This window comes from Corynebacterium callunae, assembly GCF_046592015.1.
GTDB lineage: Bacteria > Actinomycetota > Actinomycetes > Mycobacteriales > Mycobacteriaceae > Corynebacterium > Corynebacterium callunae_A.
Genome location: NZ_JAWVOB010000001.1, coordinates 335,873 through 350,725 on the forward strand (window position 1 = coordinate 335,873; position 14,853 = coordinate 350,725).

13 protein-coding genes are annotated in these 14,853 nt (G+C 55.2%); all 13 read left to right on the top strand.

Going from position 1 to position 14,853, the window contains the following annotated elements; all coding sequences use genetic code 11:
• Window positions 1-60 precede the first annotated feature (60 nt).
• The 13 genes from SFC07_RS01555 to SFC07_RS01615 all read left to right on the top strand — a co-directional run bounded on the left by SFC07_RS01555 (window position 61) and on the right by SFC07_RS01615 (window position 14,797).
• On the top strand, window positions 61-1,647 hold the full coding sequence (locus tag SFC07_RS01555) for a UDP-N-acetylmuramoyl-L-alanyl-D-glutamate--2,6-diaminopimelate ligase (protein ID WP_411206466.1): 1,587 nt from the start codon (window positions 61-63) through the stop codon (window positions 1,645-1,647).
• Between the two features lie 9 nt (window positions 1,648-1,656).
• Window positions 1,657-3,207, top strand: a complete 1,551-nt coding sequence (locus tag SFC07_RS01560; protein ID WP_411206467.1) for a UDP-N-acetylmuramoyl-tripeptide--D-alanyl-D-alanine ligase — start codon at window positions 1,657-1,659, stop codon at window positions 3,205-3,207.
• Window positions 3,208-3,210: 3 nt separating this feature from the next.
• Entirely contained in the window at window positions 3,211-4,311 is a 1,101-nt protein-coding gene (gene mraY / locus SFC07_RS01565) for a phospho-N-acetylmuramoyl-pentapeptide-transferase (protein ID WP_411206468.1), read from the top strand.
• Window positions 4,312-4,314: 3 nt separating this feature from the next.
• Window positions 4,315-5,733 (top strand): UDP-N-acetylmuramoyl-L-alanine--D-glutamate ligase, encoded by a 1,419-nt coding sequence (murD, locus tag SFC07_RS01570; protein ID WP_411206469.1) that lies wholly within the window; start codon window positions 4,315-4,317, stop codon window positions 5,731-5,733.
• Between the two features lie 2 nt (window positions 5,734-5,735).
• Window positions 5,736-7,409, top strand: a complete 1,674-nt coding sequence (locus SFC07_RS01575; protein ID WP_411206470.1) for an FtsW/RodA/SpoVE family cell cycle protein — start codon at window positions 5,736-5,738, stop codon at window positions 7,407-7,409.
• Window positions 7,410-7,438: 29 nt separating this feature from the next.
• Complete coding sequence (murG, locus tag SFC07_RS01580; RefSeq protein WP_411206471.1) at window positions 7,439-8,521, top strand: undecaprenyldiphospho-muramoylpentapeptide beta-N-acetylglucosaminyltransferase; 1,083 nt, start codon at window positions 7,439-7,441, stop codon at window positions 8,519-8,521.
• A gap of 31 nt (window positions 8,522-8,552) precedes the next feature.
• Window positions 8,553-10,010, top strand: coding sequence for a UDP-N-acetylmuramate--L-alanine ligase (gene murC, locus SFC07_RS01585; RefSeq protein WP_411206472.1), 1,458 nt, complete (start codon window positions 8,553-8,555; stop codon window positions 10,008-10,010).
• 21 nt (window positions 10,011-10,031) lie between these two features.
• Window positions 10,032-10,706 carry a cell division protein FtsQ/DivIB gene (locus SFC07_RS01590; protein WP_411206473.1) on the top strand — a complete coding sequence of 225 codons (675 nt, stop codon included), beginning with the start codon at window positions 10,032-10,034 and terminating at the stop codon, window positions 10,704-10,706.
• A gap of 266 nt (window positions 10,707-10,972) precedes the next feature.
• Entirely contained in the window at window positions 10,973-12,280 is a 1,308-nt protein-coding gene (gene ftsZ / locus SFC07_RS01595) for a cell division protein FtsZ (protein ID WP_411206474.1), read from the top strand.
• Window positions 12,281-12,306: 26 nt separating this feature from the next.
• Window positions 12,307-13,047, top strand: coding sequence for a peptidoglycan editing factor PgeF (gene pgeF, locus SFC07_RS01600; RefSeq protein ID WP_411206475.1), 741 nt, complete (start codon window positions 12,307-12,309; stop codon window positions 13,045-13,047).
• Window positions 13,048-13,752, top strand: coding sequence for a YggS family pyridoxal phosphate-dependent enzyme (locus tag SFC07_RS01605; RefSeq protein WP_411206476.1), 705 nt, complete (start codon window positions 13,048-13,050; stop codon window positions 13,750-13,752).
• Window positions 13,753-13,828: 76 nt separating this feature from the next.
• On the top strand, window positions 13,829-14,281 hold the full coding sequence (locus SFC07_RS01610; protein WP_411206477.1) for a cell division protein SepF: 453 nt from the start codon (window positions 13,829-13,831) through the stop codon (window positions 14,279-14,281).
• Window positions 14,282-14,509: 228 nt separating this feature from the next.
• Window positions 14,510-14,797, top strand: a complete 288-nt coding sequence (locus tag SFC07_RS01615; protein ID WP_411206478.1) for a YggT family protein — start codon at window positions 14,510-14,512, stop codon at window positions 14,795-14,797.
• Window positions 14,798-14,853 lie beyond the last annotated feature (56 nt).

Genomic DNA, 14,853 nt, shown 5'->3' on the forward strand with positions numbered 1-14,853 from the left:
CATGCCATTTATGGCCCACTGATCGTCCAACCTAGAAGCCCCCAAATGGAGGAGAAACCAATGGCTACTTCATTGCATGCCCTCGCCACACTGGTCCAAGGCACCCTCAAAAATTTCCAGGAAAGTAACTCCCAGGACTCAGACCTCCAGCTCACCGCTATTGGTCTAGATTCCGCCAACCTTCCTGCCTCCGGCGCTATCTTTGCTGCAGTTCCAGGTACCCGAGTTCATGGCGCAACCTTTGCGCAGCAGGATCAGGCCGCCACTGCTGTGACAATCCTTACCGATGCTGAAGGCAGCCAGATTCTAGAAGAAGCAGGGGAGCAGCGTCCCTTTATCGTGGTTGACAACGTGCGGGAGGTGCTCGGCGTTGCGTCGGCAAGCATTTATGGCGATCCTTCGGCGGACTTTGTACTAATCGGTGTTACCGGTACCTCAGGCAAAACCACCACCAGCTACCTGCTGGAAAAGGGCTTGATGGCTGCCGGCCACAAGGTTGGCCTCATTGGCACCACCGGTACGCGCATCAATGGTGAAGCAATTCCCACCAAGCTCACCACCCCAGAAGCTCCCACCTTGCAGGCGCTTTTTGCGCGCATGCGTGAAAGTGGAGTCAGCCATGTGGTGATGGAAGTTTCTAGCCATGCACTGTCTTTGGGTCGCGTAGCGGGCTCCCACTTTGATGTTTCTGCCTTTACCAACCTCTCGCAGGATCACCTCGATTTCCACCCCACTATGGAAGATTATTTTGAGGCCAAGGCCTTGTTCTTCCGCCCAGAATCTCCACTTTCTGCCCGCAAGCAGGCAGTATGCATTGATGATGAGTGGGGCGTGCGCATGGCAGCAGTGGCTGCAAACGCCCTAACAGTCTCCACCCAAGGTGCAGCGGCAGATTTCCGCGCGCATGACATCGCGGTCAGCGATACCGGCGCTCAAACCTTTAAGGTCACCCTGCCAGGCAACGCAGATACCGGCAGCACAGACATCACCGTCAAACTGGAACTACCAGGTGCTTTTAACGTCGCCAATGCCACCTTGGCTATTGCCGCAGCAAGCCAAGCTGGGGTGGATCTCAACGCCTTTATCCAAGGCCTGGCAGCAGTCGCTGTACCTGGGCGAATGGAAAGAATTGACGAAGGCCAAGACTTCCTGGCCGTGGTGGATTATGCCCACAAACCAGGTGCCGTGGCAGCCGTGCTGGACACCCTCAAAACCCAAATCGAAGGCCGCCTCGGTGTGGTAATCGGCGCCGGCGGTGACCGCGATGCCACCAAGCGCGGACCCATGGGGCAGCTATCAGTGGAACGTGCCAATTTGGTCATCATCACCGATGACAATCCACGCTCCGAGGACCCTGCCATCATCCGTGCTGCGGTGCTGGCTGGAGCCCAAGCGGCCGCTGCAACAGCCACTCATGAGGTGGAAGTGCGAGAGATCGGTGACCGCGCGGCGGCAATTCGCGCTTTGATCGAGTGGGCACAGCCTGGAGATGGCATTGTTGTAGCTGGCAAGGGACATGAGGTCGGGCAATTAGTTGCCGGCGTAACACACCACTTCGATGATCGCGAACAAGTGCGAGCAGCACTGCAAGAAAAACTTAACCCTTTGGTGGAGCAAGAGCTCCCGGGCAGTACGGAAGGAAAATAGGCCACACTCATGATTCAGCTGACACTTGGGGAGATCGCCGAGATTGTTGGCGGCACACTCAGCGGTGGCGCCGAGGCGCACACACCCGTGCTGGGAAGCGTCGAATTTGATTCTCGTGCAATTGTTCCGGGAGGCCTCTTCCTTGCCCTTCCCGGCGCACGGGTAGATGGACACGAATATGCTGCCGTCGCAGTGGAAAAAGGCGCGGTTGCAGTCCTTGCTGCGCGCGAAGTCCCGGCACCTGCCATCATCGTGCCCAAAGTTGCTCAAACCAACTCCAACGCTGATATTTATGCCCATGATCCGGAAGGACATGGCGCTGCAGTCGTAGCTGCACTATCAAAGCTGGCACGCCGAGTGGTTGATCTCTGCGTGGCTGAACATTCTCTTTCCGTGGTTGCGGTTACCGGTTCAGCAGGTAAAACCTCCACCAAAGATTTTATTGCCACCATCTTTTCCCAGGTAGGGGAGACCGTAGCCCCTCCCGGATCTTTTAATAATGAGCTCGGCCTGCCCCATACCGCGCTCCGGTGCACCACCAGCACTGAGTTTTTGGTGGCTGAAATGTCCGCCCGTGGCATCGGACATATCCGTCACCTCACCGAGATCGCACCGCCCAAGATCGCTGCGGTGCTCAACGTTGGCAGCGCACACCTCGGCGAGTTCGGTTCCCGGGAGAACATTGCCCAGGCCAAGGGTGAGATTATTGAGGCACTGCCAGCAGCTGCTGCAGGCGGAATCGCAGTACTCAACGCCGATGACGCATTGGTAGCAGCCATGGCACCACGCACCACCGCCAAGGTGGTGTACTTCTCAGCAACTGGCTCCACCCCCAAAACTGCTAAAACCCAGAAGACCGGCAAAGCAGCCATGTCCGTCGACTATTGGGCCACCGATATTGTGCTTGACGACGTGGCCCGCGCGAGCTTCACCCTCCACACTCAGGCCGGGTCCTGGCCTGTAACCCTCCAGGTTTTTGGCGAACACCAGGTGGCAAATGCGCTGGCAGCAGCAGCAATCGCCATTGAAGCAGGGGTCAATCCTGAGCAGGTAGTGGCAGGGCTGCAGGCCCATGCAGCGGCATCTGCCCACCGCATGGATGTGCGCACTCGCAAAGATGGCGTCACCATCATCAATGATTCTTATAATGCCAACCCAGATTCCATGCGTGCTGGTATCGCAGCACTTGCCTATACTGCTAGCGGTCGTACCGAAGCGACCAGCTGGGCCGTGTTGGGACAAATGGGTGAATTGGGCGATGACGCTCAAGATGCCCATGCTGAATTGGGCGCAGAACTAGTCAAGTATCACGTCGACCGTCTTATTGCGGTGGGAGATAATCCCAATAGCCATGCGCTGGCAACTGCTGCGCATGCCCGTGGCATCAACACCAACGCGGTCGCTGATGTGCAGGAAGCAACTCAGCTGCTGCAACGGGAACTCAAACACGATGATGTGGTGCTGGTAAAGGCATCCAATGCAGATCGTTTATGGCGAGTGGCTGAAGCGCTGCTCGCAGCAAGTGACGGCAATTCCAGCCGGAATGTGGAAGGACATTAATCCATGCAACAGATCATTATCAGCGGGGCAGTAGCCTTCCTGGTCTCCATCTTCCTAACTCCACTGCTCATCCGGTATTTCACCAATCGCCAGCTTGGCCAAGAGATCCGTGAAGAAGGTTTGCAGTCACACTTGCGCAAACGCGGCACCCCAACCATGGGTGGTATCGCCATCATCGCTGGTATCACCGTGGCTTATGTGGTTACCAACCTCATCGCCATGGCTCAAGGTGTTGGCAACTTCACCGTGTCCGGACTCCTAGTTTTGGGCTTAACCCTCGGCCTGGGCGCTACTGGCTTTGCCGATGACTTCATCAAGCTCTATATGAACCGCAACCTCGGGCTCAACAAGACCGCAAAGTTGGTATCTCAGCTGGCCATCGCTTTGATCTTTGGCCTATTGGTTTTGCGTTTCCCCGATGAAAGTGGCATCACCCCAGCCTCCACGCATCTCTCCTTCATCCGCGATATTGACACCATTGACCTCGCCTTTGGTGGCAGCATCATTGGCATTATCATCTTCCTCATCTTCATCTATGTGGTGGTGAGTGCTTGGTCCAATGCCGTTAATATCACCGATGGTCTAGATGGGCTGGCTGCAGGTTCCACTGCTTTTGTCATGGGCGCCTACACGATTGTGACCTTCTGGCAGTTCCGCAATTCTTGCGCTACGGAGGTTGCAGCAGGCTGTTATACCGTCCGCGATCCACTGGATATTTCCGTGCTCTGTGCCGCAGGACTTGGTGCCACCCTGGGATTTTTGTGGTGGAATGCTGCACCAGCCAAAATCTTCATGGGCGATACCGGCTCCCTGGCTTTGGGCGGTTTGGTCGCAGGCCTTTCCGTAGTCACCCGCACCGAACTCTTGATGGTCATCATCGGCTCCCTCTTTGTTATCGAGGTAGCCTCCGTAGCCATCCAAATCTTCTCCTTTAAAACCCGCGGCAAGCGCGTCTTTAAGATGGCCCCCATCCACCACCACTTTGAGGCAGTAGGCTGGGCGGAAACCACCGTGGTTGTCCGTTTCTGGCTCATCGCCGTTATGGGTGTCCTCGGCGGCATGGCTGTGTTTTATAGTGACTGGTTGAGATTGGCAGAGGTATAAACAATGACTGAACTTTCCCACCTCCCCGCGCAGCTTCAAGGCCGCGTCCTCGTGGCTGGCGCCGGTGTATCCGGAATCTCCATCGCCCGCATGCTCAGTGACCTGCACTGCGATGTTGTTGTGGCCGATGACAATGAAACCGCCCGCCACATCCTCATCGAGATGGTCGACGCACAAGAGATGAGCACCGCTCAGGCTCGCGCCGAACTTGATACTTTCTCCGTAGTAGTCACCTCACCGGGTTGGCGTCCAGACAGTCCTTTGCTTGTCGACGCCCACCGCCGCGGACTTGAGGTTATCGGTGACGTTGAGGTTGCTTGGCGCCTAGATCAGGCAGGCGTTTTCGGCGAGCCCCACACCTGGCTCGCAGTCACCGGCACCAATGGTAAAACCACCACCACGGCCATGCTGGCCGGCATGATGAATGAAGGTGGCTTTGCTGCCAAAGCCGTAGGAAATATCGGCGTGCCAGTATCTGAAGCACTAACTGCCAAAGAGCGAATTGAAGTGCTCGTGGCTGAACTTTCCAGCTTCCAACTGCACTGGGCTCCTACTTTTAAACCCGATGCGGGTGTTTTGCTCAACCTTGCAGAAGACCACATTGACTGGCATGGCTCCATGCGCGATTACGCCCTGGCCAAGGCTAAGGTTTTGAGTGGAGCGGTTGCCGTCATCGGCGCTGATGATGCTTATCTCAGCGAGCTCGTGGAAGAACTCAACATTGCAGATCTTAAGAGCTTTACCCTCGGAGAGCCTGCTGCCAAACAATTGGGTGTGCGCGGTGGGGAACTCGTCGATAATGCTTTCGCCGAGCAGCTCGCCCTTGCCCCTGCTGATGGCATTAACCCCGCAGGCCCCGCTGGTGTTTTGGACGCTTTAGCGGCCGCTGCGATTGCGCGCTCGCAGGGTGTTTCTGCAGCCGCGATTGCCGCTGCGCTGGCGGCCTTTGAGGTTGCCGGGCACCGTGGCCAGGTAGTTGCTACTGAAGATGGCGTGGACTTTATTGATAATTCCAAGGCCACCAATCCGCATGCGGCTGATTCTGCTCTGGCTGGTCACGATTCCGTCATTTGGATTGTGGGCGGACAGCTTAAAGGCACCGATATTTCTGAGCTGGTTATTAAGCATGCAGCTCGCCTCAAGGCAGCCTTGGTGCTGGGCGTGGACCGCGCAGAAATTGTGGAGGCACTAAAGCGGCATGCCCCAGCCGCCCACATTTTTGTCACTGATTCCACCGACCCAGAGGCAGCCACCGCGGAACTTGTGGCCGAGGCTTTCCGCCTCAAAGCACCTGGCGATACTGTGCTTTTGGCACCAGCGGCTGCGTCCTTGGATATGTTTAAGGGAATGGGCCAGCGTGGCGATCTTTTTGCTCGCACTGTCGTTGAGACAATCGAGCAACACGTGGAAGAGAAAGGCTAATCATGACTTCCGGCAGCGCATATAGGAAATCCGCAGCTCCTGCATCCTCAGAGGGAGAATCCCGCACGCGGACAGGGCTGGGAATCCGTGAGCGCGTTTCGAATGCCTGGAATGATCTGCTTTCTCGACCCCTGACCGACTACATCATGCTCCTATGCATTGTGGTGATTTTGTCTTGCCTGGGCGTGGTCATGGTGTATTCCTCCTCCATGACCTGGTCCCTCCAGGAGGGCGGATCCGTATGGGGAACCGCTTTACGCCAGGGCGTCATGATTGTTTTGGGCTTTGTTGCCATGTGGATAGCCCTGATGATCAGGCCCCAAACAATTAGAAACCTGGCACCTGCATTTTTGGTCGTCGCAATTATTTTGCTGCTGGCAGTCCAGGTTCCAGGTATTGGTACCGGTAGGGAAGAGGTCGGCTCGCAGTCTTGGATTGTGCTGGGACCAATTCAATTCCAGCCCTCGGAAATTGCCAAGGTAGCCATTGCCGTCTGGGGTGCACACTATTTGGCTGGAAAAGGTCAAGCTGAGCACTGGTTCTTTAACCACCATATGAAATTTGCCGCCGTTGGTGGCTTTATGACAGTCCTTATCTTCCTCGAAGGTGACGCCGGCATGGCAGTATCTTTTGTGCTGGTTGTGCTCTTTATGCTGTTTTTTGCAGGCATTGCAATGGGCTGGATGGCCTTGGCCGGTTTGCTCATGGCAGCAGCCTTGGTGGTGTTGGCGGTCGGCGGAGGCTTCCGTTCCAACCGTTTTGAAGTCTATTTTGACGCGCTCTTTGGCAACTTCCAAGATGTCCGCGGTATCGCCTTCCAGTCCTATCAGGGCTTCCTTTCCTTGGCCGATGGCGCTGGATTGGGTGTGGGCCTTGGGCAGTCACGTGCCAAATGGTTCTATCTCCCCGAAGCTAAAAATGACTTCATCTTCGCCATCATCGGTGAGGAACTTGGTCTGCTCGGTGGCGCACTAGTTATCGCACTTTTTGCTGGCTTGCTCTACTTCGGCTTGCGTACCGCTAAACGCAGCCACGATCCTTTTTTGAGTCTCATGGCTGCTACTTTGACCGCTGCCGTGAGCTCGCAGGCCCTTATCAACATCGGCTATGTGGTTGGTTTGCTCCCCGTGACCGGTATTCAGCTTCCCATGATCTCTGCCGGTGGTACCTCCGCGGTTATTACCTTGGCGTCAATGGGCTTGCTCATTAGCTGTGCCCGCCACGAGCCAGAGGCGGTTTCTGCCATGGCGTCTTATGGTCGCCCACCGATTGACCGTTTGCTGGGACTAAAAGAGCCATCGAGTGAGCTCACCCGCAGCAATGCACCGCGACGGACTAAGAAGGAGCCAACTGCGTCCAAGGCTGCAAAAGAATCCAAGGCCTCGCAACAAAGGTTTGGGCAGCCAGTAACCGCGCGCACCAAAACTCGCAGCGATGCGACACCGCGTAGGGATAATTTGCGCCGCGAGGAGCCTCGCGCAAACCCACGTTCCAATCCACGAACTGATCCTCGTATGGATGCACGGGGTGGTCGCAGTGGTACATCTAATGCCACCGGCCGTGGCGCTACTGGTAGCGTCAGAAAACAAAGCGAGAACAATCCGCCACGCCCCGACGCCCGCAAACGCGGGGGTCCAGATGATAGCGGTAGGTGGAATGATCGTTATCGTCGCTAGACCTTGGAAGTCAGGAGAATTAGGTAGAGATGAGCCAACCTCAACATCCATTTAATGTGGTCGTCGCCGGCGGTGGCACTGCAGGTCATATTGAACCAGCTTTGGCTGTGGCAGAAGCACTGCGCGATAAATATCAGGCCGAGGTTGTTGCCCTGGGTACCGCTCGGGGCTTGGAAACCTCCTTGGTTCCAGACCGTGGATTTAAGCTTGAACTCATCGAGCCAGTCCCCGTTCCACGCAAGGTTAATGTCGCGCTTTTTAAGCTGCCTTTCCGAGTGGTGAAGGCTTTGGGGCAAACCCGCAGCATTTTGAAAAACACCAAGGCCCAAGCAGTAATTGGGTTTGGTGGTTATGTGTCTGCGCCGGCATATTTGGCCGCTCGTTCCCTAGGCTTGCCCTATTTTGTGCATGAGGCAAATGCGCGGGCTGGTATGGCCAATAAACTTGGTGTCAAGCTGGGTGGCGTGGGCCTCAACGCAGTTGCTGGTTCCGGTATGGAAGGCCAAGTAGTGGGCATTCCAATCCGTAAGGCTCTAGGTGGCGCGCGCGATGAGGCCGCGGCTGAGCGTGCGCGTACGAAATGGGGTTTGGAAGCAGACCGCAGCACCATTTTGGTTACCGGTGGTTCCCAAGGCGCGGCCAGCATTAATAAGGCGCTGGCCGGGGCAATCGATCAGTTGCTCAACGCTGGCTTCCAGGTCCTACACGCAGTAGGCAAGAAAAATGAACTGCCAGCTGCCAAACCTGGATACGTACCGGTGCCTTTTATTGAGGATATGCAGGCCGCTTACACCGTGGCTGACCTCATTGTGTGCCGTTCTGGTGCGATGACCGTGGCCGAGGTGACGGCAGCTGGGCTGCCAGCCATTTATATTCCGCTGCCACACGGCAACGGCGAGCAGGCGCTCAACGCCTCAGCGGTAATCGAGGCGGGGGCTGCGGTTGAGCTCAAAGATGCAGACCTCAGCGCACAGGTGCTTGTCGACGAGATCTTGAGGATTCTCAACAACCCGGCTATTCATCAGCACATGGCTACCGCTGCTAAAGAATCTGGTGTTGGTAATGCAGCCGAGGTCATCGCTGACCTTATTGCAGATACCATTAAACGATAAAAATCTTTTCACAACTTAAAGGACACCTTCGATGACAAATCCAGCTGCAGAAACCCCGCAGAATATTGATCTTTCCCGCGTCCACCTCATTGGTATCGGTGGCGCCGGAATGTCAGGTGTAGCTCGTATTTTGTTGGCTCGCGGCAAGACCGTCACTGGTTCTGATGCCAAGGATTCCCGCACGCTGTTGCCACTTCGTGCTGTTGGGGCCAAGATCGCCGTTGGCCATGCTCCCGAAAACCTGGAGCTTGCAGGCGAACTTCCTACTGTCGTTGTGACCTCCTTTGCTGCGATCCCGCAGGACAACCCAGAGTTAGTGCGCGCACGAGAAGAAAATATCCCGGTTATCCGCCGCTCTGATTTGCTCGGGGAGCTGATGGAAGGCCACACCCAGGTGCTTATCGCCGGCACTCACGGCAAGACCTCTACTACTTCTATGACGGTGGTAGCTATGCAGGCTGCGGGCATGGATCCCAGCTTTGCCATTGGCGGTCAGCTCAATAAGGCTGGTACCAACGCTCATCATGGCACCGGCGAGGTCTTTGTGGCAGAAGCCGATGAATCTGATGCCTCCTTGCTGCGTTATAAGCCAGCAATTGCAGTGGTGACCAACGTGGAGCCAGATCACCTCGACTTCTTCAAAACCCCTGAAGCTTATTTCCAGGTGTTTGATGATTTTGCTGGTCGCCTTACCCCCGGTGGCACCTTGGTGGTGTGCCTTAATGATCCACATGCTGCCGCCTTGGGTGAGCGTGCAATCCGCAAGGGAATTAAGGCTGTAGGCTATGGCACTCTTGAAGCTGTAGCTGCACATCCAGATGTACCAGCTCTGGCCACCATTGTTGATACTGAAGTTGTAGCTGAGGGAACGCGCGCCACCATTGAACTTGAGGGCAAGACGCTGTCAGTTATTTTGCAGATCCCCGGCGATCATATGGTGCTCAACGGTGCGGCCGCCTTGGTGGCCGGTTCCCTGGTGGGTGGCGACGTCGAGAAGCTTGTTTCTGGTCTAAGTGACTTTTCAGGTGTGCGCCGCCGCTTTGAGCACCACGGCACTGTGGAGGCGGGTAAATTTGCGGGCACTTCCGTGTTTGATGATTATGCGCACCACCCAACCGAGGTGCAGGCAGTGCTCACCGCTGCCCGTGAGCGCGTGGAAGCAGCGGGGAAGGGCCGCGTCATTGTGGCCTTCCAACCGCACCTGTACTCGCGCACCATTGAGTTTGCCAAGGAGTTTGCAGCTGCGTTGTCCCTGGCAGATGCAGCCGTGTTGTTGGAGATTTATGGTGCGCGTGAACAACCTGTCGAAGGTGTTAGCTCCCGCATTATCGCTGAAAAGATGAGCATTCCCGTGGTTTATGAACCTAATTTCTCGGCAGTTCCAGAGCGTATTGCAGAGGTTGCCGGCGCGGACGATATTGTGCTGACCATGGGCGCAGGTTCTGTGACCATGTTGGCTCCGGAGATCCTTGCTCAACTTCAAGACTAGCTCTGTTGAGAGCGAAGGTTTATGCCTGTGAAAAAGAAAACTATTGCCATTGCAGCGGTATCCCTGGTGGTCATCGCTGCAATTCTGGCTGTTGTCGCCTGGTTTGTGCCCATCCTGAAAGTCAACACCATTGAGGTAACAGGTGCTCCCATTACCGGCGCGGTGGTCGTTGAAGAAACCTCAGGGATCACCGTGGGAGAAAACCTATTGCGGGTAGATGCCTCTGGTGCCGCTCATAAAATTGCGGAATTGCCCTGGGTGAAAACGGTGACCATTAACCGAAAGATACCGAGCACCATTGCTATTGAGGTGCAAGAGCGGGTGGCTGCGGTGTTCCAAAATACTGCCGATGGCAATGTTATTTATGATACTGAAGGCAAGCCGATCATTATTGGCACGCCACCTCCTGGCACCGTGGAAGTAACCGCAACAGATGCAGCCAATGAAGCCATCCTGCCTGCAGTCATCTCGGTGATAAACTCCATTAGGGACCAAGATGCAGCGCTGCTGAACAATGTGGCAACAGTAGAAGCTCCAGACCAATATGATATTTTGCTGAAACTTAAAGATGGTCGGGAAATTTACTGGGGTTCGGCGGAAAATAATCACGATAAAGCAGTCGCCATGGCTACTGTAGTCAAGCGTGAAGGCCAGCATTGGAATATCAGCTCACCGTCAATGGTCAGTGTCCGCTAAAGTGGCTACCTGAACCAGTTTTAGGGTAGTTTATAGCTGCTTTAGACACGGGGGCGGGGAGCGTTTCTCCACCTCAAGAACCTTAAAGTAAAGGTTGAGGGTACGACACGCCGCCGGAAATGTCCGACACATTGGGTGCCTTTTCGCACAAGATGTATAACAGCCGGATAATGACTAGTGGGCTGAGATATGCCTGATAGTCTTGTTCAAAATATTTATATAAAAGCTCTTTTAGTATCAACTCTTCGAAAGGCGAGACATCGACCATGACCTCACCGAACAACTACCTCGCCAAGATTAAGGTCGTCGGCGTGGGCGGCGGCGGAGTCAACGCCGTCAACCGCATGATTGAAGAAGGCCTCAAGGGTGTGGAGTTCATCGCGGTGAACACTGACTCGCAGGCTCTCATGTTCTCCGATGCCGACGTTAAGCTCGACATTGGTAGGGAAGCCACCCGTGGCCTCGGCGCCGGCGCAAACCCAGAGGTTGGACGTACCTCTGCAGAAGACCACAAAAACGAAATCGAAGAGACCATCAAGGGCGCTGACATGGTCTTCGTTACCGCCGGTGAAGGTGGTGGCACCGGTACCGGTGCAGCTCCAGTTGTTGCTGGTATTGCAAAGAAGATGGGCGCGCTGACCATCGGCGTTGTTACCAAGCCTTTCGAATTTGAGGGTCGTCGCCGCACCCGCCAGGCAGAAGAAGGTATCGCAGCTCTTAAAGAGGTCTGCGATACCCTCATCGTCATCCCAAATGACCGTCTGCTGGAACTCGGCGATGCCAACCTCTCCATGATGGAAGCATTCCGTGCTGCCGATGAGGTCCTCCACAATGGTGTGCAGGGTATTACCAACCTCATCACCATCCCTGGTGTGATCAACGTGGACTTCGCGGACGTTCGCTCCGTTATGTCCGAAGCTGGCTCCGCATTGATGGGTGTTGGCTCTGCACGGGGCGATAACCGCGTGGTTACCGCTACCGAGCAAGCAATTAACTCCCCACTGCTGGAAGCAACCATGGACGGCGCAACTGGCGTCCTGCTCTCCTTCGCAGGTGGATCTGATCTTGGTCTGATGGAAGTCAACGCTGCTGCCTCTATGGTGCGCGAGCGTTCCGACGAGGACGTTAACCTCATCTTCGGTACCATCATCGACGACAACCTCGGTGATGAAGTCCGCGTAACCGTTATTGCCACCGGCTTTGACGCTGCTCGCGCTACCGCTTCTGAGAACCGTCGCGCGGGCAACGCTGCAAATAACGCAGCTGAGCAGGCTAACCGCGAGCGCCAGGTGCCACAGTCCAACGCCACCGTGCCACCAAAGGATGAAAACATCTTCGGCGGTTCCCGCGAAGAGAACGATCCTTATCAGTCTCGTTCCGCAGGTGCGCGTCATCGTATTGAAGAGACCCGCTCCAGCGGTGGACTCTTCACCAATGGTGAGCGCGACTACCCTCGTGATGATCGCCGCGACGATCGTGATTATGATCGCCGTGATGAGCGCCGTGATGAGCGCCGTGATGACCGTCGCGATGATCGTGGCGACGATCTGGATGTACCTAGCTTCCTGCGTTAAGCAAAAGGTGAATAGACTAGTCCACTATGGATAGTCTTGATCTTCACTCCCGCCCCGTCCGCAAGGTGTTTAGCACCCGTGCCGGCGGGGTTTCGCAATCTCCCTATAACTCCTTCAACCTGGGAGATCATGTTGGCGATGATCCAGCAGCAGTTGCTGCCAATCGTGACCGCCTGGCCGCCAGCATTGGCTTGGCGCCGGAGCGCATGGTGTACATGGAACAAATTCATTCCAATAACGTCACCGTGGTGGATCAAGCACCTCCAGTAGACGCTCCGGTGGAAATGACGGACGCTTTGGTCACCACCCAGCGTGGCCTTGCGCTGGTGGTCCTTGTTGCGGACTGCGTGCCGGTGCTGCTTTCTGATACCGAAGCTGGCGTTATTGCAGCTGTTCACGCCGGACGCATGGGCGCACGCAATGGAATTATGAAAAAGACCATTGCCACAATGGTTGAGCTGGGTGCCAAACCTGCCAATATCCACGTTCTCATGGGGGCGGCAGCATCCGGCAAAAATTATGAGGTGCCCGCAGAAATGGCCCGCGATGTGGAAGCCAAGTTGCCTGGCTCTATTGCCCGCACCACCAAAGGCACAACTGGACTGGACATCCGCGCCGGTCTCTTGCGCCAATTGTTAAGCCTGGGCGTGCACGCCATTGACTCCGATCCGCGCTGCACCATCGAGGACAAGGACTTCTTCTCCTACCGCCGCGAAGGCACCACCGGCCGCCAAGCTGGCGTTATTTGGCTACCAGAGGTGGCGTAAATGGATAGAGTCACTGAGCTTCAGCACAACCTCACCAAAGTACAAACGCGTATCGACTCCGCCCTCCAGGCCGCAGCTCGGCCTGCAGGTAGTGCGGTCTTGCTGCCCGTAACCAAATTCCATCCGCTTTCTGATGTGGAAATCCTGCAGAGCCTGGGAGTGACCGCAGTGGGGGAGAACCGGGAACAAGAAGCACGCGATAAAGCAGCGAAATTAGCAACCATGGATTTCCATATGATCGGCCAAATCCAGTCCAAAAAGGTTAACTCTGTGGCGCGGTGGGCAGCAGCCGTACATTCCATCGACAGCCTAAAAATCGCTCAGGGCCTTGACCACGGCATGGAATTAGCGCTGGAAAGAGGTGACCGCACCACGCCAAGCCTGCAAAGTTTTATTCAGCTGAGTTTGGATGGCGATCCAGCCCGTGGTGGAACTCCTTTAGAGGAGGTCACAGCACTTGCAGAAGCCATCGAAAAGGCGACACACCTCGACTTCGCGGGTGTAATGTGTGTACCCCCGCTTAACTGGGAGCCTGAACGTGCATTTGCCCAGGCAAGAGAGATTCTTTCAGGTTTAGAACACCACTTTGACAGGTCTTTGGAATTTTCCGCAGGTATGTCTGGAGATCTCGCGGAAGCAATTATGCATGGCTCAACAATCGTGCGTGTCGGAACTGAAATTCTGGGAACGCGACCGCTAGCGTAGAAAATCAAGTTAAGGGTGTGATGAGCACCCCAGCTGCACATGAATAAATAGACATTCCAGGTGAAGGGAAACTGCCATGTCAATGCTCAAGAAGACCAAAGAATTCTTCGGACTCGCTCCTTATGAGACCGACCATGATGACGCCTACTATGCAGATGAGCCACGCTACGAAGCAGCTCCTGCCTACGCGCCGGAATACCGTGATCGCGAATACGGTTACACCCCAGAACCTGTTGCACCTGCTGCTCCAGCACCACGCAGCTACCAGTCCACCATCGTGCCAGTGGAACTGAATTCCTTTGAAGATGCACAAATCATCGGTGCGTCTTTCCGCGATGGCGATGCAGTGGTCTTTGATATGAGCCTGCTGTCTCGTGACGAGTCCCGTCGTATTGTCGACTTCGCAGCTGGCCTGTGCTTTGCACTGCGTGGACAGATGAAGAAGATTGACAACCTCACCTTCGCGGTTATCCCAGAGCTGTCTACCGTCACCACCGCTGAGCTGGAACGCGCAGCTCGTCTTCGCTAACACCTAGCGAAACTCGATTTGCCGGATCGCAAAGGGTTGCTGGATTGATAGTCATCTTCGGAAGGCTCTTCACAACCGCTTCATGTGCAGCGTGAACGGAAATCCTAACTTTGACCGCCAGTTCTCCTTATCCTGACCACATTGATCGGGGTGGGAGAGTGGCGGTTTTAGTTTAATCAGGGCTGAAATAATTTCATCGACCATCAAATTCGGTTAGGCTGTTTCCTCGTGGGTACCATTGCATATTTAATTGCTTGGATCATTAGTCTCTACACCTGGGTGCTAGTAGCACGCATTGTGATTGAAATGATCCAATCATTTTCCCGATCTTTCGCTCCGCCGAAGTGGTTCTTCTTCATTGCCGAACCAATCTTCCTTATTACAGATCCGCCAGTAAAGCTCTTGCGTCGAGTTATTCCGCCACTGCCATTGGGTAATGTGCGCCTTGACATCTCCGTACTGGTGCTCTTTTTCGCACTGTCAGTGCTTCAAAGAGTCATCATCATGTTTGCTTAAAGTGCACCTTTAGGAAGTTTGTCACCGTTCGCAGGGTGAGTGGTGACAAAAATTTA